Genomic DNA, 25,757 nt, shown 5'->3' with positions numbered 1-25,757 from the left:
AGGATCTGGTCAACACGACCGGATGACGCGGAGGTGCTCCCATGACTGCCCAGGACGAGTTGCGGCCAACCCTGACCACCGAGGCCGGTGCGCCGGTGGCCGACAACCAGAACACCGAGACGGCGGGCGTCGGCGGTCCCGCGCTGATCCAGGACCAGCTGCTCTTCGAGAAGCTCGCGCACTTCAACCGGGAGCGCATCCCGGAGCGCGTGGTGCACGCCCGCGGCGCCGCCGCGTACGGCACGTTCACGGTGACCGCCGACGTGAGCGCCTACACCCGGGCCAACTTCCTCTCCGAGGTGGGCAAGCAGACCGAGACCTTCCTGCGGTTCTCCACCGTGGCCGGCAACCTCGGCTCGGCCGACGCCGTCCGCGACCCGCGCGGCTTCGCGCTGAAGTTCTACACCGAGGAGGGCAACTACGACCTCGTCGGCAACAACACCCCGGTGTTCTTCATCAAGGACGCCATCAAGTTCCCGGACTTCATCCACACCCAGAAGCGCGACCCGTACACCGGCTCCCAGGAGGCGGACAACGTCTGGGACTTCTGGGGCCTGTCGCCCGAGTCGACCCACCAGGTGACCTGGCTCTTCGGCGACCGCGGCATACCGGCCAGCTACCGCCACCTGAACGGCTACGGCTCGCACACCTACCAGTGGCAGAACGAGGCCGGCGAGCACTTCTGGGTCAAGTACCACTTCAAGACCGACCAGGGCATCCGGAACCTGACCTCCGAGGAGGCGGCCAAGCTCGCGGGTGAGGACCCGGACAGCCACCAGCGCGACCTGCGCGAGGCGATCGAGCGCGGCGAGTTCCCGAGCTGGACGGTCCAGGTGCAGATCATGCCCGCCGCCGACGCCGCCGACTACCGCTTCAACCCGTTCGACCTGACCAAGGTCTGGCCGCACGAGGACTACCCGCCGATCGAGATCGGCAAGCTGGAGCTCAACCGCAACCCCGACAACATCTTCGCCGAGGTCGAGCAGTCGATCTTCAGCCCGTCGCACTTCGTGCCCGGCATCGGCCCGTCCCCCGACAAGATGCTGCAGGGCCGGCTCTTCGCCTACGCGGACGCGCACCGCTACCGGGTCGGCGTCAACGCCGACCACCTGCCGGTGAACCGCCCGCACGCCACCGAGGCGCGCACCAACGGCCGGGACGGCTACCTCTACGACGGCCGGCACGGCCGCCGGAAGAACTACGAGCCGAACAGCTTCGGCGGCCCGGTCGAGACCGGCCGTCCGCTCTGGGCCGCCACCGCGGTGAGCGGGGTGACCGGTGACCACGTGGCGCCCTCGCACGCCGAGGACAACGACTTCGTGCAGGCCGGCAACCTCTACCGGTTGTTCGGCGAGGCCGAGAAGGAGCGCCTGGTGGCCAACCTGGCCGGCTTCATCGCCAAGGTCTCCGCCGACCGCGACGACATCGTCGAGCGCGCGATCGACAACTTCCGCCAGGCGGACGCCGACTACGGCCGCCGCCTGGAGGCCGCGGTGCGTGAGCTGCGCAAGCAGCGGTAACCGCACCCCGACAGACCGCGGGCCCCGGGACCGGTCCACCGCACCGGCTCCGGGGCCCGCATCCAACTCCCTTGCGGTGTAGGCCGGTTGGCGTCAGAAGCTGAGCCGGCGCAGCGCCTCCTCGTGCAGCAGGCCGTTGGACGCCACCGCGTCCGCCCCGCCTGGCCCGTCGATGCCGTCCAGGCCGGTGAACCGCCCGCCCGCCTCCTGCACCACGATGCACGGCGCGGCCATGTCCCACAGGTTCAGCTCGGGCTCGGCCGCGATGTCCACCGCGCCCTCGGCGAGCATCATGTACGACCAGAAGTCCCCGTAGGCGCGGGTCCGCCAGCAGGCCCGGGTGAGGTCGAGGAACGGGTCGAGCCGGCCGCGGTCCTCCCAGCCGGAGATCGAGGAGTAGGAGAGCGAGGCGTCCTCGATCCGGGACACCGAGGAGACCTGGATCCGGCTCGCCTTGGCCAGGCTGCGGCCGGCGAACGCGCCCAGCCCCTGGGCCGCCCACCAGCGGCGGTGCAGCGCCGGGGCCGAGACGATGCCGACCACCGGCCGCTCCTCGCCCGCCTCGTCCACCTCCAGCAGCGCGATCAGGGTCGCCCAGACCGGGACGCCGCGGATGTAGTTCTTGGTGCCGTCGATCGGGTCGATCACCCAGCGGCGCGGGCCCGAGCCGATCAGCCCGAACTCCTCGCCCATCACCGCGTCCCGCGGCCGGGCCCGCTGCAGCACGCTGCGCACCAGCTCCTCGGCCGCCTTGTCGGCGTCGCTGACCGGGGTGAGGTCGGGTTTGGTCTCGATCTTCAGGTCCAGCGCCCGGAAGCGTTCCAGGGTGACCGAGTCGGCCGAGTCGGCGAGGACGTGGGCGAGTCGGAGATCGTCGTGGTAGTCGGCCATGTCTGGAACAGTAGCGAGCCGCCCGCGTTCCCGACAGTTCGGCTCGCTCGGCGGACGGCGGGGTCAGGAACCGTCGGGCGAGCGGTGGGTGTGCCACCATGCTGGCGCACCCCGCCGACCGCCCGGGATCAGTGGCCGGAGCCGCTGACCTGGAGGCCGATCACGCCGGCGATGACCAGGGTGATGGAGACCAGCTTGAGCACCGAGCTGGACTCGTCCAGCCAGATCATGCCGTAGAGCGCGGTGCCGGCCGCGCCGATGCCGGTCCAGACCGCGTAGGCGCTGCCGACCGGGAGCTGCCTGAGGGAGAGGGTGAGCAGGCCGAAGCTGCTCAGCGCGAAGAGGGCGAAGGCGACGGTGGGGACGAGCCGGGTGAAGCCGTGGCTCAGCTTGAGGTTGATCGCGAACCCGGTCTCCAGCAGGCCGGCGAGGACCACCATGAACCACGCCATGTCTCCTCCTCGGGTGATCGGCCGCCCCTCCCATGGTCGCCAGAGGGCGCGGTCGGGGCACCTCAGTAGCCTCAGTCGCCCTCGCGGGCCTCCCGGGTGGAGAGCAGCCGGCGCAGCGAGTAGAGCCGGGCGGGCTCGGCCTTGCCGTCCGCGACCCAGGCGTCCAGCGCGCAGTCCGGCTCGTCGTGGCTGCAGGCGCGGGGGCAGTCCACCGTGCCGGGCTCCAGGTCCGGGAAGGCGTGGATCACCCGGGACGGATCGATGTGGGAGAGCCCGAAGGAGCGGAAGCCGGGGGTGTCGATCACCCAGCCCGGGTCCAGCGCCTTCTTCGAACGGGGCTTGGCACCCGGCGGCGGGGGCAGCCGCAGCGCCAGCGCCGAGACGGTGGTGTGCCGGCCGCGGCCGGTCACCGCGTTGACCTGCCCGGTGGTCCGCGTCCGGTCCGGGACCAGCGCGTTGACCAGGGTGGTCTTGCCGACCCCGGAGTGGCCGATGAAGACCGTGGAGCGGCCCCGCAGGTGCTCGCGGACCGCCTCGGCGCCGGCGGTCTCCAGCTCGTCCCGCCGGGTGACCACGTAGGCGATGCCGAGCGGCGCGTACGACTCCAGCAGCGGCTCGGCCGGCGCCAGGTCGGACTTGGTGAGCACCAGCAGCGGTTCCATCCCCGCGTCGTACGCCGCGACCAGGCAGCGGTCGATCAGCCGGGGCCGCGGCTCCGGGTCGGCGAGCGCGGTGACGATGGCCAGCTGCTGGGCGTTGGCGACCACGATCCGCTCGTACGGGTCGTCGTCGTCCGCGGTGCGCCGCAGCACCGAACTGCGCTCCTCGACCCGGACGATCCGGGCCAGCGTGTCCGGCTCGCCCGACAGGTCGCCGACCAGGCTGACCGTGTCGCCGACCACCACGCCCTTGCGGCCCAGCTCGCGGGCCTTCATGGCGAGCACCTCGCGCTCGTCCCTGCTGCCCGCGTCCACCAGGCAGGTCAGCCGACCCCGGTCCACGGTGAGGACCATCGCCTCCGCGGCGTCCTCGTGCTTCGGCCGGATCCGGGTCCGCGGCCGGGAGCCCCGGCGACCCGGGCGGTTGCGGATGTCGTCCTCGTCGGCGTCCTTGCCATAGCGGCGCATGGTGCTCGTACGTCTCCTCAGGTGGTGGCCGCCGGCGGCGGGTCCAGCAGGTCGGCCCACATCTGCGGGAAGTCGGGCAGGGTCTTGGCGGTGGTCGCCACGTTCTCCACCTGGACGCCGCGCACGGCCAGGCCGAGCACCGCGGCGGCGGTGGCCAGCCGGTGGTCCTCGTAGGTGTGGAAGACGCCGCCGTGCAGCGGGCGCGGGCGGATCAGCAGGCCGTCCTCGGTGTCGGTGACGTCGCCGCCCAGCGCGTTGATCTCCTTGGCCAGCGCGGCCAGCCGGTCGGTCTCGTGCAGCCGCAGGTGGGCGATGCCGGAGAGGTGCGACGGGGAGTCGGCCAGCGCGGCGACCGCGGCGATCACCGGGGTCAGCTCGCCGACGTCGTGCAGGTCGGCCTCGATGCCGTGGACGGCGCCGGTGCCGGTGAACTCCAACCCCTCGTCGACGAAGCGGCAGGAGCCGCCCATTCGGGAGTAGATCTCGCGCAGCTGGTCGCCGGGCTGGGTGGTGTGCCGGGGCCAGTCGCGCACGGTGACCCGGCCGCCGGTGACCAGCGCGGCGGCGAAGAACGGCGCGGCGTTGGAGAGGTCCGGCTCGACCACCAGGTCGCGGCCGAGCAGCGCGCCCGGGGTGACCCGCCAGACGTCCTTCTCACCGCCGTCCTCGGGCGCGTCCACCTGGGCGCCGGCCTGCCGCAGCATGTCGACCGTCATCCGGATGTGGGGCAGCGAGGGCACCGGGCCGCCGACGTTGCGGATCTCGACGCCCTGGTTGTAGCGGGCCCCGGAGAGCAGCAGCGCACTGACGAACTGCGAGGAGGACGAGGCGTCCAGCTCGACCGTGCCGCCGTCCAGCGCGCCGGAGCCGTGCACGGTGAGCGGGAAGCCGCCGCGCCCGCCGTCGTCGATCCGGGCGCCGAGCGCGCGCAGCGAGTCGATCACGCCGTGCTGCGGGCGCTCGTAGCAGCGCGGGTCGCCGTCGAAGTGCACCGGGCCGTCGGCCAGCACGGCCAGTGGCGGAAGGAAGCGCATGACCGTTCCCGCGTTGCCCACGTCGACCCGGGCCGGGCCGCGCAGCTGGCCGGTCGGGATGATCCGCCAGGCCTCGCCGCCGCCGCTGCCACCGCTGGTGTTGTTGACCTGCTCCTCGATACCCACGCCGAGCGCGCGCAGGCCGTCCGCCATCAGCTGGCTGTCCCGGCTGCGCAGCGGGCGGCGCACCCAGCCCGGCTCGGCGGCGAGGGCGGCCAGCACCAGGGCGCGGTTGGTCACGGACTTGGAACCGGGGATGGTCACCGTCGCGTCGACGGCGGCGGTCGCGACGGGGGCGGGCCACAGGGTCTCGGTCATGCGCCAAGTCTAGGGGGCGGCCCGTGAGCCGCCCGTTGGTGTTCCACGGGCCGGACGTGCCGCTCAGGCCAGCAGCCGGCTGCCGCCCACCAGCAGACACGCCAGCGCCACCACCAGGAAGAGCGCGACCCAGAGCAGCGCGCTCACCCCGGTCAGCCGGGCCAGCTGGTCGGCGTCCGAGTCGCGCGCGCCGCCCTGCCGGCGCTTGCGCTGCAGCTCGATCACCGGGCGGACCCCGGCCAGCAGCAGGAACCAGACGCCGAGGTAGGCGAAGACGGCCTGCAGCTGGTTGCCGCCGTACCAGGAGACGGCGAAGAAGGCGGCGCCGGTGAGCACCACCGCGAGCAGCCCGAAGGCGTTCCGGACCATCACCAGCAGGGCCGCCAGCAGCGCGATCGAGATCCACAGCAGCGCGGTGACGTGCCCGCCGGCGAGCAGCAGCGCGCCGCCCAGGCCGAGCAGCGACGGCGCGGTGTAGCCGGCCGCGGCGGTGAGGATCATGCCCGGGCCGGTCGGCCTGCCGGAGGAGACGGTCAGCCCGGAGGTGTCGGAGTGCAGCCGGATGCCGGCCAGCCGGCGGCCGGTGAGCAGCGCGGTCAGGCCGTGGCCGCCCTCGTGCGCGATGGTCACCACGGTGCGGCTGAGTCGCCAGGTCGGGTGCGGCAGGATCGCCAGCAGGGCGACCCCGGCGCAGACCAGCACCAGCCAGCGGGGCGGGTCGGGCTGGGTGCCCAGGACCCGCTGCCATACCGCGCTGATGCTGTCGCCGTTCATGGTCGTTCCTCTGTGGTGCGGGAGGTTTGGGGGGCAGCCTCCCACGGAGGGACGGCAAGGCGGTAGGGCCCGGTTCCCGGACGCGTGCCCCGGGGCGGCCGGGACGTGGCAGGCTGACGGCATGTGTGGTCGATTCGCGGCGAGCACCGGGCCGGAGGACATCGTCGAACTGTTCGACGTCCGACAGTGGGACCCGGCCGAGACGCTCGCGCCGAGCTGGAACGTGGCGCCGACCGCTCCGGTGGCCGCCGTGCTGGAGCGGTTGCCCAAGGGCGGCGGGCCGCCGGTGCGGCAGCTGCGGGTGCTGCGCTGGGGACTGGTGCCGGCCTGGGCCAAGTCGCCGGAGACCGCGGTGAAGATGATCAACGCGCGGGCCGACACCGTGCACGAGAAGCCCGCCTACCGGCAGGCCTTCGCCTCCCGCCGTTGCCTGCTCCCGGTGGACGGCTACTACGAGTGGCAGGCGGTGACCGGGCACGGCCAGGGCGATCCCGGCCAGGGCAGGGTGCGCAAGCAGCCGTACTTCGTCAGCCGGGTGGACGGCGCGCCGCTGGCGCTGGCCGGGCTGTACGAGTTCTGGCGGGACCGCCGGGTGCCCGCCGGGCATCCGGACGCCTGGCTGGTGACCTGCACCATCGTCACCACCGAGGCCGAGCCGCTGCTCGCCCCGGTGCACCCGCGGATGCCGCTCTTCCTCCAGCCGGAGGCCTTCGACGACTGGCTGGACCCCGCACTCGACGAGTCCGAGGAGGCCCGCCGGCTGCTCACCGCGCCGGAGCCGGGCCTGCTGGAGCTGACCCCGGTCTCCTCGGCGGTGGGCAACATCCGCAACAACGGCCCGGAGCTGACCAGGCTGGTGACCGCCGAGGCGGAAGGGGCGCTGTTCTGATGGACGCCTCGAGGACGGGTGCCCCGGGCGTGCTGGTGGCCACCCCGGCCGGGGAGGCCCGGATCAGCTGGCACCGCCCGGCCGGCGCGGCGCGGGCCGTGCTGGGCCTCGGGCACGGCGCCGGCGGCGGGATCGAGGCCGCCGACCTGGCCGCGCTGGCCGCCGCGCTGCCGGAGCACGGCGTCGCGGTGGCGTTGGTCGAGCAGCCCTGGCGGGTGGCCGGCAGGAAGGTCGCGCCGGCGCCGGGCACGTTGGACGCGGGCTGGCTGCCGGTGGCCGAGCGGCTGGCCGCCGAGGGGCTGCCGCTGGTGGTCGGCGGGCGCAGCGCCGGGGCCCGGGTTGCCTGTCGGACGGCCGCGGCCAGCGGCGCGGTGGCCGTGCTGGCGCTGGCCTTCCCGCTGCATCCGCCGGGCCGGCCGGAGCGCTCGCGGGCCGAGGAGCTGCTGGGCAGCGGCCGGCCGACGCTGGTGGTGCAGGGCGAGCGGGATCCGTTCGGGCGGCCCGCGGAGTTCCCGGAGCTGCCGGCCGGCCACCAGCTGTTCCCGGTGCCGTACGGCGACCACGGCCTCGCGCTGCCGAAGACCGCCCCGCTGGGCCGGCCCGAGGCGCTGGCCCTGGTGGTCGAGGCGGTGGCGGACTGGCTGGCCCGGATCGTGCCGCGCTGACCGCGGGGGCCGTGCTGCGCTGGGCGCACGGCCGCGAGCGGACGGTCGCGCGGGTGGGAATGTCCGCGCCACCGGCTCGGTTAACCCCTTCGTCAGGAACGCCCCAGCGGAAAGGCAGCCACATGGGTTCGATCGCGTGCCATGAGCGGCCCGAGGAGCAGAGCGCGCGGAGCGCCTTCATCCCGTGGTCGGAGTGGCTGGTCGCGGGCGAGAAGTCCGTGAGCCCGATATCCTCCGTTCCGGGCCAGCTCGCCGTGAGCCGTGCCCGTGATGCCGAGGAGGTGGGTCCGGTCGTCGCGACCGAGGACGAGCCGAACGCGGGCCTGGCCGGGCACGACCCGACGGACGAGTCGGGTGCCTCGCCGTTGACCGGTGAGGAGCTGGCCGAGGCGATCGGCGAGGACACCTTCCGGGTGTCCTCCGACGAGAGCGAGACGGCCCGGCGGGAGCGCTTCGAGCGCGACGCACTGGGCTACCTCGACCCGATGTACTCGGCCGCGCTGCGGATGACCCGCAACCCGGCCGACGCCGAGGACCTGTTGCAGGAGGCGTTCGCCAAGGCCTACGCCTCGTTCCACCAGTTCCGCGAGGGGACGAACCTCAAGGCCTGGCTGTACCGCATCCTGACCAACACCTTCATCAACTCGTACCGGAAGAAGCAGCGGGAGCCGCAGCGCACCGCCGCCGAGGAGATCGAGGACTGGCAGCTGGCCAGGGCCGAGTCGCACATGTCGACCGGCCTGCGCTCGGCCGAGACCCAGGCGCTCGACCACCTGCCGGACAGCGACGTGAAGGACGCCCTGCAGGCGATCCCCGAGGAGTTCCGCATCGCGGTCTACCTGGCGGACGTCGAGGGCTTTGCATACAAGGAGATCGCCGACATCATGGGCACTCCCATCGGTACGGTGATGTCCCGGCTGCACCGAGGCCGCCGCCAGTTGCGGGGCATGCTGGAGGACTACGCGCGCGAGCGCGGCCTGGTCCCGGCCGGCAGCGGGGCTGGGCGCGAGGCGAAAGGCACGGGCTCATGAGCTGCGGAGGTCCGCACGACACGGACTGCGGGGAGGTGCTGGACCACCTCTACGAGTTCCTCGACAACGAGATGGCCGAGGGGGACTGCGCCAAGCTGCGGCAGCACTTCGAGGAGTGCTCGCCCTGCCTGGAGAAGTACGGTCTGGAACAGGCCATCAAGGCGCTGATCAAGCGCTCCTGCGGGTGCGATGACACCCCGTCCGACCTGCGCAGCAAGGTGCTCGCCCGGATCGACAGCATTCGCGCCGGGCAGCGTGGCGAGTCACGGGTCGAGGTCTCGGTCGATCCCGAGGCGCCCGCCCACGGCGAGCCGTCCGGCCACGACGAGGGCGGGTTGCAGCCCGCCGGCCAGGTGGCGGCCACCCCGGCGGAGTAGCCCCCCGGACGCGACCGTCGAGAGCCCCGGAGCACCTGACGCTCCGGGGCTCCGACGCGTCTGCGGCCGGCCCGCCGGCGGCCAGTGATCTTCACGTCAGCCCGCTGATCTCACCCGATCGGGTGAGTATGTGCCGCTCAGGTCCGGGCAATGTGCGATGGCGGGTCCCCGGGCGCGAGCCGAGCCCTATCCTCCTGACGGGTATTCAACCCGGCCGCCGCAGGCCTGAGATCCTTGAGATGGGGAGGCTGAGATCGCTGTCGAACGCGGGGGCGGGGCGCTCCCTGACGACGTACCGGCGCGGCTGCCGAGGGCGGCGCTGGTCTACCTGCTGCTGGTCCTCGGCGCGGCCGGGTGCGCGCTGCTGCCCCTGCTCCCCGCCACCGGGCTGCCCGGCTGGCTCGGCCGGCCGGTGGACTGGCCCAAGGTCGGACTGCTGGCCCTCCTGCACGCCTGCTGGGAGTCGGTCGCGCAGGGGCTGCCCACGCCCTGCCTGCGGCTCTTCCGCCGGCTGCGCGTGCTCGGGCCACGGCTGGCGGGCCGCCCGGCGCTCGGTGCGGAGCCCGTGGAGTGCCGGGAGCCGGCCCGGCCGTCGGCCAACGCCTTCCTGCCGGTGCTCTTCACCGGGGTGCTGATGCTGCCGCCGGCCGCCGCCGCGCTGGTCGCCCTGCCGTCCGCGCTGACCGGCGCGGCCGCCGCGCCGCGGGTGCTGCGCCGGCTGTGGAACGCCGCGCAGTTCGCGCTGGCCGCCTGGGTGGCGTCGGCGCTGTTCCACCTGCTGGACGGGCCACGGCTGTTGCTGGGCGCTCGATACCCGGTCGCGCTGCTCCCGCCGCTCGCCGCCGTGCTGACGTTCTGCCTGGTCAGCAGCGTGCTGGTGGCCGGGATCCGGTGGCTCGCGGAGCGCCGGCCGCCGGTCGAGCTGGTCCCCGGCGCGCTCACCGGCCTCGGCCTGCCGGCCGTCGCGCACGCGCTCGGCGGCCTGATGATGGCGGTGCTGTGGCAGGGCCCGTACGGTGCCTTCGCGGCGGTGCTGGCGCTGCTGCCGCTCTCCGTCTCGGCCTGGGTCTTCGCCCAGGGGCACCGCGAGCGGGTGGCGCACCAGGCCACCGTCGAGGCGTTGGTGCAGGCGGTGGAGATCAAGGACGCCTACACCCGCGGCCACAGCGAACGGGTGGGCCGGGCGGCCGTGCTGATGGCCGGTCAGCTCGGCATCACCGGTGAGCGGCTGCGCACCCTGCACTTCGCCGGAACCCTGCACGACGTGGGCAAGCTCGGTGTGGCCACCGAGCTCCTGCGCAGAAACGGTCCACTGACCGAGGCGGAGCGCCGGGCGGTGGAGGTGCACCCCGAGTACGGGCACGAGCTGGTGCGCGGGATCGACTTCCTGGGCGAGGCGCACGGCGGCATCCTGCACCACCACGAGCGGATGGACGGCCGCGGCTACCCGCACGGGCTGGCCGGGGCGCGGATCCCGGAGTTCGCCCGGATCATCGCGGTCGCCGACGCCTTCGACTCGATGACCTCCACCCGGTCCTACCGTCGCGGCCGGCCGGTCCCGGAGGCCGTCACCGAGTTGCGGCGCTGTGAGGGCACCCAGTTCGACCCGGTGATGGTGCAGGCGTTGGTGACCGCCGTGCAGCGACACGGCTGGCAGCCGGCGCCGCCGATGGACGGCGAGCAGCCGCCCGAGGTGCCGGACATCCCGCTCGGGGTGCCCGAGCCGGTCACCCGGTCGGCTGCCGGCGGGTCGCGGTGACCGTGCGGCGGGTGGCGGTTCGTCCGGCCGGGTACGGTCCGCCGGTGCCGCGCCGGCTGGCGCCCGGCGCGGGCGTTGGCCGGGGCGCCGGGGCGGCCCTGCTGCAGGCGGCGGCGCTGCTGCTGGCGGCCGGGGCGGTCGGCTCGGTGCTGGTGCACGGGCTCGCCCAGCCTCGGGTGGCGGTGGCCTTCGTCGGGCTGATCGCGGTCGGCGAGGCGGTCCGGGTCGGCCGGCCCGGCGGCCGGGAGCAGGCCCCGCTGGGCGCCGCGGCCGCCCTCGCGTACGCGCTGCTGGGGCCGCTGCGCGGGCTGCCGACCAGCCACGGCGCGTTGCAGGTGGTGGCGGTGGCGGGGGCCGGGCTGACGGTCGGCTGGCTGCTGCGGTGCGTGCTGCTGGGCTCGGGCCGGGCCGAGGAGTCGCCGCCGCGGGTGCCGCCGCCGCGGCACACCGCGCCGCCCGCCCGCCAGCACCGCCGGCCGCGCCGGGCAGCGCTCCACCGCCGGGCCTTCGGCACCCTGCGGCGACTGTCGCGCTCGGCGGCCCGGCGGGACGAGGCGGCCCGCCGGCTCTGTTCGGTCGGCTTCGCCGCGGCGCTGTTCCAGCCGCTCTACCACACCGGAGCGCTGGACCGGGTCCCGCTCTCCGGGCCCGGCTACGGCGTGCTGCTGACCGTGGTGGCCGCGCTGGCGGCGCTCTGCGACGCCGTGTTCGCGGCCGGGCAGCAGCGGGCCCGGACCGGTCAGCGGTTCGGTGCCGCGCTGGAGGAGGAGCTGCGGGCGCTGCCCGGCATCGGGTCGGCGATCGCCGCCACCGGGATGCTGGTCAGCCTGGCGGCCGGCGAGGTCGGGCTCTGGGCGCTGCCGGCGTTCTGCACCCCGCTGTTGCTGGCGCTGGCCTCGTTCCGGCGGGCGGCGGCGATCCGGGCCACCTACGGCCAGACCATCGCCACGCTGGCCCGGGCCACCGACGTGGCGGGGTACACCGTGCCCGGCCACGCGCGCCGGGTGGCGGACACGGCGTGCGCGCTCGGCCGCGAGCTGGGAATGAGCGCCGACGAACTCGGTCTGCTGGAGTACGCGGCGCTGATGCACGACATCGGCCAGCTCTCGCTGGTCGAGCCGGTCCCGGACGGCGCCACCGCCGCCCTGCCGGACGTCGAGCAGCAGCGGATCGCCCGGCTCGGCAGCGAGGTGATCCGCCGCACCGGGGTGCCCGCGCAGGTGGCCGCGCAGGTCGCGCGGTTGGCGGACCCGCTCTACGGCCCGGACGGCCGGGTCGACCGGAGCCTGCCGCTGGCGGCCCGGATCATCCGGGTGGCCAACGCGCACGACGACCTGCTGGGCCCGGCCGGTCGGGCCCCCGTGCTGGCCACGCTGCGTGAGCAGAGCGGCCGGGCCTACGACGCCCGGGTGGTGGAGGCGCTGGTCGGGCTCGGACCGCTGCCCTCCGCCGCGGCGGAGGCCGGTCCGTGCGGAGTGGCCCGCCTGGAGAGCGGTTGAACCACCGTGCGGGAAGCGCACCCTGCCGCTGCCGTGGTTGGATGCGGTCATAGCGTGGAACACCCGATCCGGGGCCCCTGGCCCCAGGCCTCGGCCGCTCGGCCGGCGCGGCGGATCGGGTGGCGGAAACCCGTGCGGGACGCGGGTCGGCCGGCCTGGCAGGACGAGCCAGGTGCGGCCCGGCCCCGAGCAGGATTCAGCAGGACCGAGCGGACAGGCGGCAGGGCAACGTGAAGATCTTCCACCGGGCACGGCACCGGCCGTCCGCCACCTGGCGGCAGACGACCGACCGGGCCTTCACGCTGATCGACAACGGGCGGTACGAGGACGCCGGTGCGCTGCTCGTGATGGCGGCCGACCTGGAGCCCTGGCTCTCCGACTCCTGGTTCAACCTGGCCCTGTTGCACAAGTTCCGGCGCGACTGGGAGCAGGCCAGGGCAGCCGGCCTGCGGGCCGTCGCGCTGCTGGACCGCGACCACGGCGCCCCGGACTGGTGGAACCTCGGGATCACCGCGACCGCCCTGCAGGACTGGCCGCTGGCCCGCCGGGCCTGGCAGGCGTACGGCCTGCGGCTGCCGGCCGCCCCGAGCGCGGCGCCGGACGAGCCGGTCCGCCTCGACCTCGGCACCACCCCGGTGCGGCTCTCCCCGGAGGGCGAGTCCGAAGTGGTCTGGGGCCGCCGGCTGGACCCGGCCCGGGTCGAGGTGCTCTCCATCCCGCTGCCCTCCTCCGGCCGCCGCTGGGGCGAGGTGGTGCTGCACGACGGCGCGCCGCACGGCGAGCGGGTGGCGGACGGTGCCGCGTACCCGGTCTTCGACGAGATCGAGCTGTGGGCGCCCTCGCCGGTGCCGACCTACGTGGTGCTGCTGCAGGCCGCCACCGAGGCCGACCGGGACGCGTTGGAGCGGCTGGTGGCCGACGCCGGCTACGCGGCGGAGGACTGGACCTCCTCGGTCCGGCTGCTCTGCCGGGCCTGCTCGGAGAGCCGGATGGTGACCGACGACGGCCGGACCGTGCACCACGACCCGCACGACGACGGTGACGCGGCGCACCCCGGCCACCTCAGCCACCTCAGTCAGGGCAGCGACGGCGCCGGTTGGCTGACCGAGCGGGAGTGCGGCATCGCGGCCCCGGCCGGCCTGGTCCGGCTGCTGCTGGACCGCTGGGTGGCGGCCTCGCCCACCACCCGGGCCTATCGCGACGTCGAAGAGGTCTGTTAGGACCGGTAAGGACCAGCCCGGCTCGCGGGGCCGTACGCTAGGGCTGTCATTCGGAGAGATCCAGAAAGCGGAAGCAGCGATGGCGGACCAGCACGAGCACGAGCACGACGAGCACGAGCACGACGAGCACGACCACGAGCACGCCGAGGCCCCGGTCACGGTGATCGGTGAGGAGCCGGACCTCTCCAAGGGCACCGCGCGCCCGATCACGGTGGTGGGCAACCCGGTGCTGCACCGCGAGTGCAAGGAGGTCACCGTCTTCGACGCCGACCTGTCCGCGCTGATCGACGACATGTTCGTCTCGATGTACGCGGCCGAGGGCGTCGGCCTGGCGGCCAACCAGATCGGCGTGGACGCCAAGGTGTTCGTCTACGACTGCCCGGACGACGACAACGTCCGGCACATCGGCCACGTGATCAACCCGGTGCTGGAGGAACTGCCGGCCGAGCGGCGGCTGCTGGACGACGGCAACGAGGGCTGCCTCTCGGTGCCGACCGCCTACGCCGAGCTGCCCCGTCCCAACTACGCCGCGGTCACCGGCCAGGACAAGGACGGCAACCCGATCCGGGTCGAGGGCACCGGCTTCTTCGCCCGCTGCCTGCAGCACGAGACCGACCACCTGCACGGCTACCTCTACATCGACCGGCTCTCCAAGCGCGACCGCAAGGACGCGCTGCGGCAGATGGCCGAGGGCACCGCGAAGTACGCCACGGTCCCGAACGACTGACACGTCGTCGGCTGGAATCCGCGGTCATCCCGCTCGGCGGGGCGGCCGCGTCGGCGCATTCGGGGGACGGCGCGGAGTGGCGTACCCCGGAGGGCGTAAGAACCCTGCATACGATCCGTTGATGGCTAGTCACCGATCGTATCCCCAGGGGGACGTGCCGTGCGGAGACGACTGACCGGTATCGCCGCCGCCACCATCGTGGCGGCGGCCTCGCTTTCCACCGGCGCGGCCGGGGCCCGGGCCGACGGCGCCACCCGGCTGGTGGAGTACCAGGGTTACCAGTTGCGGGTGCCGGCCGACTGGCGGGTGGTCGACCTGGGCCGGGAGCCGGACAGCTGCGTCCGGCTCGACCGGCACACCGTCTACCTGGGTACCCCGGGCGCCGAGCAGGACTGCCCGGCGCACCTGCCGGCCGGCCGGGGCGACAACCTGCTGATCGAACCGGTCCCGGCGTCGGTCTCCGGGCGCGAGGCCGCGCCGGTGGTCGAGCCGGGCCGGGAACTGCCCGCGCCGGTGCTGGCGGCCGGGGCGGCGGACCACGAACTGCGGGCCGAGCTGCGCGGCACCGGCCTCCAGGTGACGGCCAGTTACGGAACCGACCCGCGGCGGGTCAACCGGATCCTGGCCGGCGCGCGGCTGACCGAGGCCGCCCCGGTGCGCCCGCCGCGTCCCGCCGCCGTGCCGCAGGCCCCGGGCAGCACGGCCGTGCCGGGCACCGACGCCATCGGCAAGGGGTTCGACACCTGCGCCGCGCCGTCCGCCACGACGATGTCCGCCTGGCTCGGGCACTCGCCGTACCGCTCGGTCGGCATCTACATCGGCGGCCCCTCGCGGGCCTGTGCCCAACCGAACCTGACCGCCGACTGGGTGGGCGCGCGGGCCGCCCAGGGCTGGACCTTCCTGCCGGTCTACGTCGGCCCGCAGGCCACCATCGGCTCGGTGCTGATCGACGCCGACCCGACCGCCGCCGGCCAGCAGGGCGGTGCCGCCGCCGCCGACGCGGCCAACAAGGCCGCCGGGCTGGGCTTCCGCCCGGGCTCGGTGCTCTACACCGACCTGGAGGCCTACAGCCCGGCCGGCTACAGCACCCGGGTGCTCGCCTACCTGGCCGGCTGGACCAACGGGCTGCACGCCGCGGGCTACCGCGCGGGCGTCTACTCCAGCGCCGGCAGCGGGATCAGGGATCTCGCCGGGCAGTACGACAACAGCGGCTACCCGCGGCCGGACGTGGTCTGGTCGGCGGCCTGGAACGCCGACCAGACCACCTCGTCCGCCGCCATGGGCCTGCCCGGACCGGGCTACTGGCCGAACGACCGCCGGGTCCACCAGTACTCCGGCGGGGTGAGCGAGACCTGGGGCGGCAGCCGGCTGAACATCGACGGCGACGCGCTGGACGTCGGCTCGCCCGCCGGCGCGAACAACCTGGCCCCCGGCCAGCGGCTGGACGCCGGGCAGAGCGTCTCCAGTTCGACGATGACGGTGACCATGCAGGCCGACGGCAACCTGGTCGCCTACGCGGCGGTCGGCGACTCGGCGGCGGATCCGGCCATGTGGAGCACCGGCACCCAGGGCAACCCGGGCGCCCACGTGTTGATGCAGTGGGACGGCAACCTGGTGGTCTACCGGCCCGACGGCACGCCGATCTGGAGCAGCGCCACCTACCGGCCCGGCTCCTTTGCCACCGTGCAGGCGGACGGCAACTTCGTGGTCTACGCGCCCGGCGGCGGTCCGACCCGTGGCGGCGCGCTGTGGGACTCGGGGACGTACCAGGTCTGGCCCGTCCTGCCCGGCGGCACGGTGCTCGGCCCGGGCGAGTGGACCGAGGGCGCGCTGACCCGGCTGATGATGCAGGCGGACGGCAACCTGGTGATGTACCGCAGGCGGGACGGCGCGGTGCTGTGGGCCAGCGACACCGAGGAGAACCCCGGCGCCTACGCGATCCAGCAGGGCGACGGCAACTTCGTGGTCTACCAGGCGGGCGGCGGCCCGAACAACGGCGGCGCGCTCTGGGCGAGCGGCACCTGGGGCCACCCGGGGGCCTACGCGGTGATGCAGGACGACGGCAACCTGGTGGTCTACCGCGCGGGCGGCGGGCCGAGCAACGGTGGCGCGCTCTGGGAGAGCGACACCTACCTCACCGCGCGCTGAACACCGGACGGCCGCCGTCCCCGAGCGAACCCGCTCGGGGACGGCGGCCGTTGCCGCCGGTTCGGAGGTCCTCCCGGGACGTCCTGCTCAGAAGTCGTCGTCGAAGGAGACCGAACCCTCCACGGCGACCTGGTACGCGGAGACCCGGCGCTCGAAGAAGTTGGTCAGCTCCTGGACGTTCTGCAGCTCCATGAACCCGAACGGGTTGCTGGAGCCGTAGCGGATCGGCAGGCCGAGGCGGGCCAGCCGCTGGTCGGCGACGGCCTCCAGGTACTGGCGCATGGACTCGGTGTTCATGCCGGGCAGGCCCTCGCCGCACAGGTCCTGGGCGAACTGCAGCTCGGCCTCGACGGCCTCCTCCAGCATCTCGGTGACCTGCTTGGCCATCTCGTCGTCGAAGAGGTCGGGCTCCTCCTCGCGCACGGTGTCGACCACCGAGAAGGCGAAGTCCATGTGCATGGACTCGTCGCGGAACACCCAGTTGGTGCCGGTGGCCAGGCCGTGCAGCAGGCCGCGGCTGCGGAACCAGTAGACGTACGCGAAGGCGCCGTAGAAGAACAGGCCCTCGACGCAGGCGGCGAAGCAGATCAGGTTGAGCAGGAAGGCACGGCGCTCCTCCTTGCTCTGCAACGAGTCGATGTGGTCGACCGCGTTCATGTACTTGAAGCAGAACTGCGCCTTCTGGTGGATGGAGGGGATGTTCTCCACCGCCGCAAAGGCCGCCGCGCGGTCGTCCGGGTCGGGCAGGTAGGTGTCCAGCAGGGTCAGGTAGAACTGGACGTGCACCGCCTCCTCGAACAGCTGTCGGGAGAGGTAGAGCCGGGCCTCGGGCGAGTTGATGTGCTTGTAGAGGCTCAGCACCACGTTGTTGGCGACGATCGAGTCACCGGTGGCGAAGAAGGCGACCAGCCGGCCGATCAGGTGCCGCTCGCCCTCGCTCAGCTTGGCGAGGTCGGCGACGTCGGAGTGCAGGTCCACCTCCTCGACGGTCCAGGTGTTCTTGATGGCGTCCCGGTAGCGGTCGTAGAACGACGGGTAGCGCATCGGGCGCAGGGTCAGCTCGAAGCCCGGGTCCAGCAGGTTTTTCGGGCGGTTGGGGGTGGTACTCACTGGCAGGCCTCGCAGGACTCGGGGTTCTCCAGGGAGCAGGCGATGGCGGCCTCCTGCTCCGGGGTGAGGGTGGGGGAGGGGATCACGACGGCGGGGCGCGCGGCGCCGGTGGCGGCCTGCGCGATCCGGGTGGCCGGCCGCGACCGCAGGTAGTAGGTGGTCTTCAGACCGACCTTCCAGGCGTACGCGTACATCGAGCTGAGCTTGCCGATGGTGGGCGCGGCCATGAAGAGGTTGAGCGACTGGCTCTGGTCCAGGTACGGCTGGCGGGCGGCGGCCAGGTCGATCAGCGCGCGCTGGGGCAGCTCCCAGGCCGTCCGGTAGCGCGAACGGACCTCGGCGGGCAGCCAGTTGAGCTCCTGCACCGAACCGTTGGCGTCCCGCAGGGCGTCCCGGGTCTGCTGGTCCCAGACCCCGAGGTCCTTCAACTCCCGTACCAGGTAAGGGTTCACCTGGAGGAACTCGCCGGACAGGGTCTCCCGCTTGAACAGGTTGGAGACCTGCGGCTCGATGCACTCGTAGACGCCCGCGATGGAGGCGATGGTCGCGGTCGGGGCGATCGCCAGCAGCAGCGCGTTGCGCAGGCCGGTGGTGGCGATCCGGGCCCGCAGGGCGGCCCAGCGCTCGGCCCAGCGCGGGGTGGCGCCGGCGAAGTGGTCCAGGTGCAACTGGCCCCGGGCGGCCCGGGTTTCGGCGTACGCGGGGTGCTGCCCGAACTGCTCGGCCAGCTCGCTGGAGCGCTCGTAGGCGGTCAGCATGATCCGCTCGGAGATCAGCGTGGAGAGCTCCTTCGCCTCGGCCGAGTCGAAGTCGATCCGCAGCTGGAAGAAGACGTCCTGCAGGCCCATCACGCCCAGACCGACCGGCCGCCAACGGGAGTTGGAGGTACCGGCCTCGGTGGTCGGGTAGAAGTTGATGTCGATGACCCGGTCCAGGAAGGTGACCGCGGTGCGCACGGTGGCGTCCAGCCGGTCCCAGTCCATCGCGTTCAGCAGGTCACCGGCGGTGGCGCCGGCGGCCACGTGGGCACCCAGGTTGACCGAACCCAGGTTGCAGACCGCGGTCTCCGAGTCGTCGGTGACCTCCAGGATCTCGGTGCAGAGGTTGGAGGAGTGCACCGTCCGGCCGGGCAGCGCGGTCTGGTTGGCGGCGCGGTTGGCCGCGTCCTTGAAGGTCATCCAGCCGTTGCCGGTCTGCGCGAGGGTGCGCATCATCCGGGCGTACAGGGTCTGAGCCGGGATGGTGCGGACCGCCTTGCCGGCGGCCTCGGCCTTCCGGTACGCCTCGTCGAACTCCTCGCCCCACAGGTCGACCAGCTCGGGGACGTCGGCGGGGGAGAAGAGCGACCAGTCGGCGTTGGCGTTCACCCGGCGCATGAACTCGTCCGGGATCCAGTGCGCCAGGTTGAGGTTGTGCGTGCGGCGCGCCTCCTCGCCGGTGTTGTCGCGCAGCTCGAGGAACTCCTCGATGTCGGCGTGCCAGGTCTCCAGGTAGACGCAGGCCGCGCCCTTGCGCCGGCCGCCCTGGTTCACCGCGGCGACCGAGGAGTCCAGGGTGCGCAGGAACGGGACGATGCCGTTGGACTTGCCGTTGGTGCCGCGGATCAGCGAACCGCGCGAGCGGATCCGGGAGTAGGACAGGCCGATGCCGCCGGCGTGCTTGGACAGCCGGGCGATCTGCGCGTAACGCGAGTAGATCGAGTCCAGGTTGTCCAGCGGCGAGTCCAGCAGGTAGCAGGAGGACATCTGCGGGTGCCGGGTGCCGGAGTTGAACAGGGTCGGCGAGGACGGCAGGTAGGAGAGCGTGCTCATCAGCCGGTACAGCTCGGCCACCTCGGTGACCGACTCGGCGCTGTCGCCGACGGCCAGGCCGCAGGCGACCCGGAGCATGAACTGCTGCGGGGTCTCGATCACCTTGCGGGTGATCGGGTGGCGCAGCAGGTAGCGGGACTGCACGGTGCGCAGGCCGAAGTACTCGAAGCGGTCGTCGCCCCGGCGGTCGATCAGCGCGTCGAGCGCGGCGGCGTGCCGGGCCACGAAGTCGGCGGTGGTGTCGCCGATCAGGCCCTCGGTGTGGCCGACGGCGATCGAGGCGGCGAACGAGATCGCGCCCTGGCTGACGGCCTCGTCGGCGATCTCCTCGGCGAGCAGTCGGGCGGCCAGCTTCGAGTACTGCGGGTCCTCGGCGATCATCGACGCGGCGGCCTCCACGGCCAGCCCGCGCAGCTCCGCGAAGTCGGAGCCGGCGTGCCGGCCGCGCAGTGCGGCGGCGGCGACGTGGCCGGGGTCCACCTGGGGGAGGTCGCTGCTCCGGTCCGTCAGCGTCCGGAGGAGCGCGGCGCCGGGCTCCGACCGGTCGAGGGGGTCGGTGCTGGTTCCCTGGGCGGGCAGGGTGGCTGAGGCAGCGGTGGTCAAGGCGCTCTCTCCTGGCGACGGCGACGGACGGTGGGACGAACCGGACCGGGGCAGGGCAGGGGAGCTCGGCGCGGCCACCCGTACCCGGCGGCGCGCTGCGGCGGCATCCCCGGCCCACCCGCGAGGCCCGGACACAAGCTGGACGTGCTTCAAGGCCTCTGCGGGGAAGCCGTGTGGCACACCGTCGGCAGGTACTCGGACTCGCCGGCGCCTCGTGGGGGCGCCCGCTCACCGCTGCGGGGCAGTCCCGGACTCACACCGGGTTCCCCTGCGTCGACAGCGAGAGCGAGCATACATGTAGTGGTGGCTGATGGATGTAACACCCACATGTAGTGTGGCGTGGCGTGGCGGACTGGTGACGGAGGCGGGTTGGTGAGCCACCGCTTCGGACACGGATCGATTACCGGGCCGGGTGGACGGCCCGGTGCGGGCGGGCTGAGGGGGCGTCGGCGGGGATCCCGGCGTGTCAGCTCCCGGGGTGTCATAGGATCGTCGCCCGTGAGTGAAGGGGCGGGGGATTCGGGAGCGGGCTTCGGGTACCCGGGAGAGCCACCCGGCGTGCTGCCGGGCGCGCCGCCCGTCGTGGCCACCGCTCCGGTGGAGTACTGGACCGCGCTGGCCGACCGCTCGGCGGCCGAGGCTCGTCGCCGGGGCCGGCTGCGGGTGCTGCTGGGGGTGCTGGGCGTGCTCGTGGTGCTGGGCGGGGCCGGGGCGGCGGTGCTGCTCGCGAGGTCCCCGACCGCGCCTCGGGCGGCGGCCGTGGTGGCCGCGGGGGCTTCGACGGCGTCGGCGGACCCGACAACCCCGCTCTGGGACGCCGCCACCGACACCGCGCCGCTCTCCGCCGCCGGCCTGTTCCCCGAGCCGACCGTCACGGTGGCCGGCGCCACCTGGACCCGGGCCGCCGAGGTGGCCACCGAGCCGTGCTGGAAGGCCACCACCGGTGGGCTGGGCAACCTGCTCGCGGCCCAGGACTGCCGTCAGGTGATCAGGGCCAGCTACGCCACGGGGGACAGCGTGGTGACCCTGGGAGTCGCCGTCTTCGACCACCGGAGCCAGGCCGACGCCGCGTTCGCCGGCTTCCAGGGGCAGCTCCAGGGCCTGGCCGCGCCGGGCGCGGTGTCGTTCTGCACCGGTCCGGGCTGTGCCGGCACGCACGGCACGCTGGGCCGGTACGGCTATCTCACGGTCGAGGGCACGGTGAAGCCGGGCGGCGCGGCGCAGGACGCCACCGCCACGGCCGCCGCGCCGGCCTTCGACGCGTACCTGCGGACCCGCCTGCTGCAACGCGCGGCGGCGGCGGGCTGACCGGGCGCGCCGGTCAGAAGGCGAGGCTGTAGACCAACAGGTCGACCCCCGGGCGGACGCACCAGTCGCGCTCCGGAGTGCGCCGGAAACCGACCCGCTCGTAGATCCGGTGGGCGGCGGTCATCGCCGGGCGGGTGGAGAACGCCATGCCGGCCAGGCCGAGTTCGCGGCTGCGGGTGACGCAGGCCCGCACCAGGGCCTCGCCGACCCCGCGGCCGCGCGAGGCCGCGGCGGCGGCCAGCATCCGGATCTCGCCCTCCTCGGAGGTGGCGATGTCGGCCCACGGGTTGCCGCCGACCGCGAAGGTCACGCAACCGAGGACGCGCCCGGCCGCCCCGCGCGAGAGATCGGCGGGATCGACGGCCACGTACAGCTCGGCCTCGGCGGACCGCCGGCGGGCATCCCGCAGCAGTTCCACGTACGACCCGTCCGGTTGGGTGTGGCCGTCACCGACGAACGCTTCGACGGTGACCTCGCCGGCCTGTTCGAGGTCGGCTTCGAGGGCGGCGCGGATGACGATGTCCATCAGGTCAGTCTGCCAAGGCGCAGGTCGGAGCCGGCCGGAGGGTTCCCCCTCGGCCGGCCGGCGGCGGGTGGCGCGGTGGCGCGGTGGGCGGCGACGGGGGTGGGCGGCGACGGGGCGGTGGGTGCGCCGGTGCTCGGGGCCGGCTCAGCTCCGGCTGATCCGGAACACCGGAAACCCCGGGGCGATCCGCCGCAGTTCGGCCTCGGGGGCGTCGGCGTCCACCCCCTCGAAGTAGCCGCCGACCTGGGGCTGCCACCGCTCGAGGTAGGCGCGCAGCACCTCCGGCTTCTCGTCGTCCGCCAGCTCGGTGGCGCGGAACGCCTCGCTCCGGCGGCCCAGGCGTAGCTCGCCGGTGCCGGCGGCGCGCAGGTTGCGAACCCACTGGGTGTGGCCGCGCGGGGCGACCAGGTAGCGCTCGCCGTGGTGGCTGAGCGGGTTGACGGGGGTGGTGCGCCAATGTCCGCTCTTGCGCCCGCGCACTGCCAGCACCTGGGAGCCCCGGAGACTGAGGCCCAGCCCGGCGAGGCCGGCGACCAGACGGTTGCCGATCGCGGCGGCGCGGCTGCCGGAGGGGTCGAGGTAGCGCGGGCCGTCGGTCGGTGAGCCGTCGGTCGATGCCACGGGGGCTCCTTGGTGTGCGACGCGGGGCGGGGCGAGGCGAGGTGGGGCGGGGCGGGGCGTGGCGGTGGTGCAGTGGTGCGGAGCGGTGCACTCTTTCGAGAGCAGTGCTCTCGTTTCGGTGCGCTGGACTCTTCCAGTGGCGGCCGACCGAGTCAAGAGCAGTGCTCTCGTTTGTGGTCGGCGATCTCCTGCAAGAGCGCCGCTCCTGTTACGGACTGATGATCTGAATTGTGACTACTGATCTAAGTCGCGTGCAGTGCTCCGAAATGTGGCAGGCTGTCACGCATGGCAGTGATTCGGACCGCCCGGGAGCGGGCTCGCGAGGAACTCACCCAGGAGATCAAGCGAGAGGCGCGGCGCCAGGTCGCCGTGGCGGGGGCGCAGCAGCTCTCGCTGCGCGCGGTCGCGCGTGAGCTGGGGATGGTGTCCTCGGCGCTCTACCGCTACTACCCGAGCCGTGACGACCTGCTGACCGCCCTGATCGTCGATGCCTACACCGACCTGGCCGAGGTCGTCGAGCGGGCGCTGGCAGGTGGGTCGGCCGGCGCCGCCCGAGGGGGATCGACGGCCGGCGCCGGCCCCACCCGTGCGGAGCGTGCTCAGGGCGCACGGGAGCGCTGGCGGGCGCTCTGTGGCGCGGTGCGCGACTGGGCCGTCGAACACCCGCACGAGTACGCGCTGATCTACGGCACCCCGGTGCCCGGCTACCACGCGCCGGAGGAGACCGTCGCCCTGGCGACCCGGGTCCCGCTCGCGCTGGTCGACGTGATCCGCGGTGCCGCCGGTCACCTGGACGGTGCCCCCGGCCGCCCGGCCTCGCCGGTGCTCGCCACGCAGCTGACCGAGCTGGCGGCCCGGCACGCTCCGGAGCTGTCGCAGGCCGTGCTGGTCCGGGCGGTGATCGCCTGGACGCAGCTGTTCGGGATGATCAGCTTCGAACTCTTCGGGCGCCTGGCCGGCTCGGTGGACCCGGCGGACGAGTTCTTCGCGCAGGCGGTGGAGGAGATGGCGGACCTCATCGGCCTGCCGGAGACCCCCGTGGGCTGAGGGGGCGGGGCGGCGGCCGCGTGTGGGTGGGACTGGCGGGAGTGGTGAGCGCGGATCCTCGCGCTTGGCGTCGGCTGGGCCGACTTCTCGCGACAGAGCGCGACTTTCCCGGGCGATGCACGGGCGATGCACGGGCGAGTGCGGGCGAGTGCGGGCGAAGCACGGGCGAGTGCGGCGAAGCGGAGAGCCGGCCGCGGGCGGTGGGGCGCGCCGCGGCCGGCGGACAGGGGGCGGACAGGGGGCGGGCGAGGGCCGGCTCAGGCCGGGAGGGACCAGGCCTGGTTCGCCTGGTGGTCGCCGCAGGTCCAGGCGTCCAGTCGGGTGCCGTCGGCGGTGCTGCCGCCGTAGCCGTCCAGGCACAGGCCGGAGGCGGAGTTCACCACCGTCCCGTCCGGTCGCGCCGCCCACTGCTGGTCGGCGCCGCCGTCACAGCTGCTGAGCGTCACCCATGAGCCCGCCGAACTCCCGGACTCCGCGAGGCACTTGCCCAACGTGCGGATCGTTCCGTCGGTGGGCATGGTCCACCGCTGGTTCGGGTTGCCGGTGCAGGTGTAGAGGATCACCGGATTCCCCTCCGTGGTACCGCTGTTGGAGTCGTCCACGCACTTCGCGCCGTTCCCGGTGAGCTGGCCGGTCGGCACGGCCGGGGCGCAACCCCGCGGGCTCAGCCGCCAGATCGCCGTGCCGTGCGCCGGCACGGTCGCGGTGAGGGTCGATGAGGTGGTCGAACTCGCCCCCGTCCAGAGGTTCTTGGCGGTCACCGCGCACCCGGGCAGACCCACCGAGGCGAGCGTGGTGCTGACCGAGCGGGCGGACGACGACCGGTTGAGCACGGCCACCGCGCGGTCGCCGTTCGCCAGCGGGCGGGCCAGCACGTCGGTCGTCCCGTCGGTGGAGACCACGGCGGCCTGCCGGCCGGCGCTGTCCTGGTCGATCGCCACCAGGTCGGGGTTGCCGATCGCGGCGACGGCGGCCGGCGAGAGCTGGGCGACGTCCGAGGAGAGGATCAGCGGCGCGGCCATCATCGACCAGAGGGCGACCTGGCTGCGTGACTCGTCGTCGGTCAGCCCGCTGTCGCCGGCGATCAGGAAGTCCGGGTCGTTCCAGTTGCCGGGCTTGGCGTAGCGGCCGATCCAGCGGTTGTAGCCGTAGTTGGAGAGCACCGAACTCCACCGTGAGGCGGTCGGGTTGTTGGCGTCGTAGGTGGCGATGTCCCAGCCCTCGCGCCAGAGTTGGCCGTCCTGGCCGACCCACCCCAGGACCGAGAACCAACTCGGGTTGCCCCACTCGCCGTTCTGGAAGTAGGCGGGCGCGGACTCGGAGAAGACGATGTCGCGACCGCTCGCCCGAAGCGCCGCGGACTCGGCGTCGTACGCCTGGTGGTAGGCCTGCTCCTGGGTCTGGTCGGGGGCGTTCCAGACGTTGCAGCCGTCCAGCTTGAGGTAGTCGACGCCCCAGGAGGCGAAGGTCGCGGCGTCCTGGGCGAAGTGGTCCGCGCCGCCGCCCTGGGGCTGGCCGCTGCCGGGGTAGCCCCCGCAGGTGGCCGAGCCGGCGTCCTCGTAGATGCCGAACTTCAGGCCGCGGCTGTGCAGGTAGGCCCCCAACCAGGCCATGCCGTGCGGGAATTTGACCGGGTCGGCGACCAGGTTGCCGGCGCTGTCCCGGTTGGCGGCCATCCAGCAGTCGTCCACCGTGACGGTGTCGTAGCCCTTGGCGGCGAGGCCGGAGGAGACCAGCGCGTCGGCGTTGGAGGTGATGGTCTGTTCGGTGATGCCGCACTGGTAGTGGGCCCAGTCGTTCCAGCCCATCGGTGGTGTGGCGGCGAGCTGGTCCGAACGGGCGGCAGCGACCGGGGTGGCGGCGGCCACCGGGGTGGCGGTCAGGGGGAGGGCTAGCAGGGTGGCTGCCGTGAGCAGACGGCGGAGTGCGCTGCGGACCGGTGGCACGAGGGCTCCTTCCGGGCGGCCGTGGGGGCGCCGGGGAAGTCGGACGGGGGTCTGTTCCGAGCGGTCTGGTGCGCAACCAGTGCACCCGTGCTGCACGTTCATGTCAAGACTGTGGGTACAACGCGCAGAATCAAGCAATCAGGTCCGCCGCCACGCGGTGCGTGTCCCAACACAGCGCGTGCCCCAACGCAGTGCTTGCCGCAACCCAGCGCCCGCCGCAACACGGAACGCGGGGCCCGGGGGGCGGGGCGGGGGGGGGGGGGCGCCCGCCCCGCCCCCCCCCCCCGGGCCGCGGGGGGGGGGCACCCCCCGCCCCCCCCCCGCGCCCGCCGCAACCCCCCAGCGGGGGGTGGC

At 73.7% G+C, this 25,757-nt stretch carries 22 protein-coding genes and 1 riboswitch; of the genes, 12 read left to right on the top strand and 10 right to left on the bottom strand.

Annotation, left to right across the window (positions count from 1 at the left end; genetic code table 11):
• The first annotated feature begins 41 nt into the window (after positions 1-41).
• On the top strand, positions 42-1,520 hold the full coding sequence (locus ACIGXM_RS07115; protein ID WP_396557719.1) for a catalase: 1,479 nt from the start codon (positions 42-44) through the stop codon (positions 1,518-1,520).
• A 93-nt stretch (positions 1,521-1,613) separates the two neighbouring features.
• On the opposite strand, the gene hisN is transcribed toward ACIGXM_RS07115, so the two are convergent.
• The 5 genes from hisN to ACIGXM_RS07090 all read right to left on the bottom strand — a co-directional run bounded on the left by hisN (position 1,614) and on the right by ACIGXM_RS07090 (position 6,116).
• Positions 1,614-2,411: a histidinol-phosphatase gene (gene hisN, locus ACIGXM_RS07110; RefSeq protein WP_396557717.1), complete on the bottom strand. Its 798-nt coding sequence runs from the start codon at positions 2,409-2,411 to the stop codon at positions 1,614-1,616.
• Between the two features lie 128 nt (positions 2,412-2,539).
• Positions 2,540-2,863 carry a DMT family transporter gene (locus ACIGXM_RS07105; RefSeq protein WP_396557715.1) on the bottom strand — a complete coding sequence of 108 codons (324 nt, stop codon included), beginning with the start codon at positions 2,861-2,863 and terminating at the stop codon, positions 2,540-2,542.
• A gap of 71 nt (positions 2,864-2,934) precedes the next feature.
• Complete coding sequence (gene rsgA, locus ACIGXM_RS07100; RefSeq protein WP_396557713.1) at positions 2,935-3,990, bottom strand: ribosome small subunit-dependent GTPase A; 1,056 nt, start codon at positions 3,988-3,990, stop codon at positions 2,935-2,937.
• Between the two features lie 17 nt (positions 3,991-4,007).
• Positions 4,008-5,342 (bottom strand): 3-phosphoshikimate 1-carboxyvinyltransferase, encoded by a 1,335-nt coding sequence (gene aroA, locus ACIGXM_RS07095; protein WP_396557712.1) that lies wholly within the window; start codon positions 5,340-5,342, stop codon positions 4,008-4,010.
• A 63-nt stretch (positions 5,343-5,405) separates the two neighbouring features.
• Positions 5,406-6,116 (bottom strand): M50 family metallopeptidase, encoded by a 711-nt coding sequence (locus ACIGXM_RS07090; RefSeq protein ID WP_396557711.1) that lies wholly within the window; start codon positions 6,114-6,116, stop codon positions 5,406-5,408.
• A gap of 121 nt (positions 6,117-6,237) precedes the next feature.
• On the opposite strand from ACIGXM_RS07090, the gene ACIGXM_RS07085 reads away from it, so the two are divergent.
• The 9 genes from ACIGXM_RS07085 (at position 6,238) to ACIGXM_RS07045 (ending at position 16,431) form a co-directional block, all read left to right on the top strand.
• Positions 6,238-7,005: an SOS response-associated peptidase gene (locus ACIGXM_RS07085; protein WP_396557709.1), complete on the top strand. Its 768-nt coding sequence runs from the start codon at positions 6,238-6,240 to the stop codon at positions 7,003-7,005.
• Positions 7,005-7,670, top strand: a complete 666-nt coding sequence (locus ACIGXM_RS07080) for an alpha/beta family hydrolase (protein ID WP_396557707.1) — start codon at positions 7,005-7,007, stop codon at positions 7,668-7,670. Before ACIGXM_RS07085 ends, ACIGXM_RS07080 begins: the two co-directional genes overlap by 1 nt.
• A gap of 281 nt (positions 7,671-7,951) precedes the next feature.
• A complete protein-coding gene (locus ACIGXM_RS07075) occupies positions 7,952-8,701 on the top strand; it encodes a sigma-70 family RNA polymerase sigma factor (protein ID WP_396558349.1) in 750 nt (249 codons plus the stop codon).
• Positions 8,698-9,078 carry a mycothiol system anti-sigma-R factor gene (gene rsrA, locus ACIGXM_RS07070; RefSeq protein ID WP_396557705.1) on the top strand — a complete coding sequence of 127 codons (381 nt, stop codon included), beginning with the start codon at positions 8,698-8,700 and terminating at the stop codon, positions 9,076-9,078. The genes ACIGXM_RS07075 and rsrA overlap by 4 nt, the downstream gene beginning before the upstream one ends.
• Positions 9,079-9,490: 412 nt before the next feature.
• Positions 9,491-10,837, top strand: coding sequence for an HD-GYP domain-containing protein (locus ACIGXM_RS07065; protein ID WP_396557703.1), 1,347 nt, complete (start codon positions 9,491-9,493; stop codon positions 10,835-10,837).
• Positions 10,838-10,848: 11 nt separating this feature from the next.
• Positions 10,849-12,336, top strand: a complete 1,488-nt coding sequence (locus ACIGXM_RS07060; protein WP_396557701.1) for an HD-GYP domain-containing protein — start codon at positions 10,849-10,851, stop codon at positions 12,334-12,336.
• Positions 12,337-12,566: 230 nt separating this feature from the next.
• Positions 12,567-13,556, top strand: coding sequence for a tetratricopeptide repeat protein (locus tag ACIGXM_RS07055; protein WP_396557699.1), 990 nt, complete (start codon positions 12,567-12,569; stop codon positions 13,554-13,556).
• A gap of 79 nt (positions 13,557-13,635) precedes the next feature.
• Positions 13,636-14,283, top strand: a complete 648-nt coding sequence (gene def, locus ACIGXM_RS07050) for a peptide deformylase (RefSeq protein ID WP_396557697.1) — start codon at positions 13,636-13,638, stop codon at positions 14,281-14,283.
• 159 nt (positions 14,284-14,442) lie between these two features.
• Positions 14,443-16,431 (top strand): glycoside hydrolase domain-containing protein, encoded by a 1,989-nt coding sequence (locus ACIGXM_RS07045; RefSeq protein WP_396557695.1) that lies wholly within the window; start codon positions 14,443-14,445, stop codon positions 16,429-16,431.
• An 87-nt stretch (positions 16,432-16,518) separates the two neighbouring features.
• Here the strand turns inward: ACIGXM_RS07045 and ACIGXM_RS07040 are convergent, their stop codons facing one another.
• Together ACIGXM_RS07040 and ACIGXM_RS07035 are read right to left on the bottom strand one after the other, a co-directional pair.
• Complete coding sequence (locus tag ACIGXM_RS07040; RefSeq protein ID WP_396558347.1) at positions 16,519-17,475, bottom strand: ribonucleotide-diphosphate reductase subunit beta; 957 nt, start codon at positions 17,473-17,475, stop codon at positions 16,519-16,521.
• Between the two features lie 62 nt (positions 17,476-17,537).
• Complete coding sequence (locus ACIGXM_RS07035; RefSeq protein WP_396558345.1) at positions 17,538-19,931, bottom strand: ribonucleoside-diphosphate reductase subunit alpha; 2,394 nt, start codon at positions 19,929-19,931, stop codon at positions 17,538-17,540.
• Positions 19,932-20,123: 192 nt separating this feature from the next.
• Positions 20,124-20,265, bottom strand: a riboswitch (cobalamin riboswitch).
• Between the two features lie 188 nt (positions 20,266-20,453).
• Between ACIGXM_RS07035 and ACIGXM_RS07030 the strand changes: the two genes are divergently transcribed.
• On the top strand, positions 20,454-21,263 hold the full coding sequence (locus ACIGXM_RS07030) for a hypothetical protein (protein WP_396557693.1): 810 nt from the start codon (positions 20,454-20,456) through the stop codon (positions 21,261-21,263).
• Between the two features lie 13 nt (positions 21,264-21,276).
• Here ACIGXM_RS07030 and ACIGXM_RS07025 read toward each other — a convergent pair whose 3' ends face one another.
• Both ACIGXM_RS07025 and ACIGXM_RS07020 read right to left on the bottom strand, forming a co-directional pair.
• A complete protein-coding gene (locus ACIGXM_RS07025) occupies positions 21,277-21,789 on the bottom strand; it encodes a GNAT family N-acetyltransferase (RefSeq protein ID WP_396557691.1) in 513 nt (170 codons plus the stop codon).
• Between the two features lie 144 nt (positions 21,790-21,933).
• Positions 21,934-22,338 carry a nitroreductase family deazaflavin-dependent oxidoreductase gene (locus ACIGXM_RS07020; RefSeq protein ID WP_396558343.1) on the bottom strand — a complete coding sequence of 135 codons (405 nt, stop codon included), beginning with the start codon at positions 22,336-22,338 and terminating at the stop codon, positions 21,934-21,936.
• A gap of 357 nt (positions 22,339-22,695) precedes the next feature.
• On the opposite strand from ACIGXM_RS07020, the gene ACIGXM_RS07015 reads away from it, so the two are divergent.
• Positions 22,696-23,457 (top strand): TetR/AcrR family transcriptional regulator, encoded by a 762-nt coding sequence (locus tag ACIGXM_RS07015; protein WP_396557689.1) that lies wholly within the window; start codon positions 22,696-22,698, stop codon positions 23,455-23,457.
• A gap of 257 nt (positions 23,458-23,714) precedes the next feature.
• Here the strand turns inward: ACIGXM_RS07015 and ACIGXM_RS07010 are convergent, their stop codons facing one another.
• Positions 23,715-25,403: a ricin-type beta-trefoil lectin domain protein gene (locus tag ACIGXM_RS07010; RefSeq protein ID WP_396557688.1), complete on the bottom strand. Its 1,689-nt coding sequence runs from the start codon at positions 25,401-25,403 to the stop codon at positions 23,715-23,717.
• Between the last annotated feature and the right edge of the window lie 354 nt (positions 25,404-25,757).

Origin of the sequence: Kitasatospora sp. NPDC052896, assembly GCF_044547075.1 — a bacterium.
Lineage (GTDB): Bacteria > Actinomycetota > Actinomycetes > Streptomycetales > Streptomycetaceae > Kitasatospora.
The sequence above is the reverse complement of the archived record's forward strand: the minus strand, read 5'-3'. Positions and strand labels throughout refer to the sequence as shown.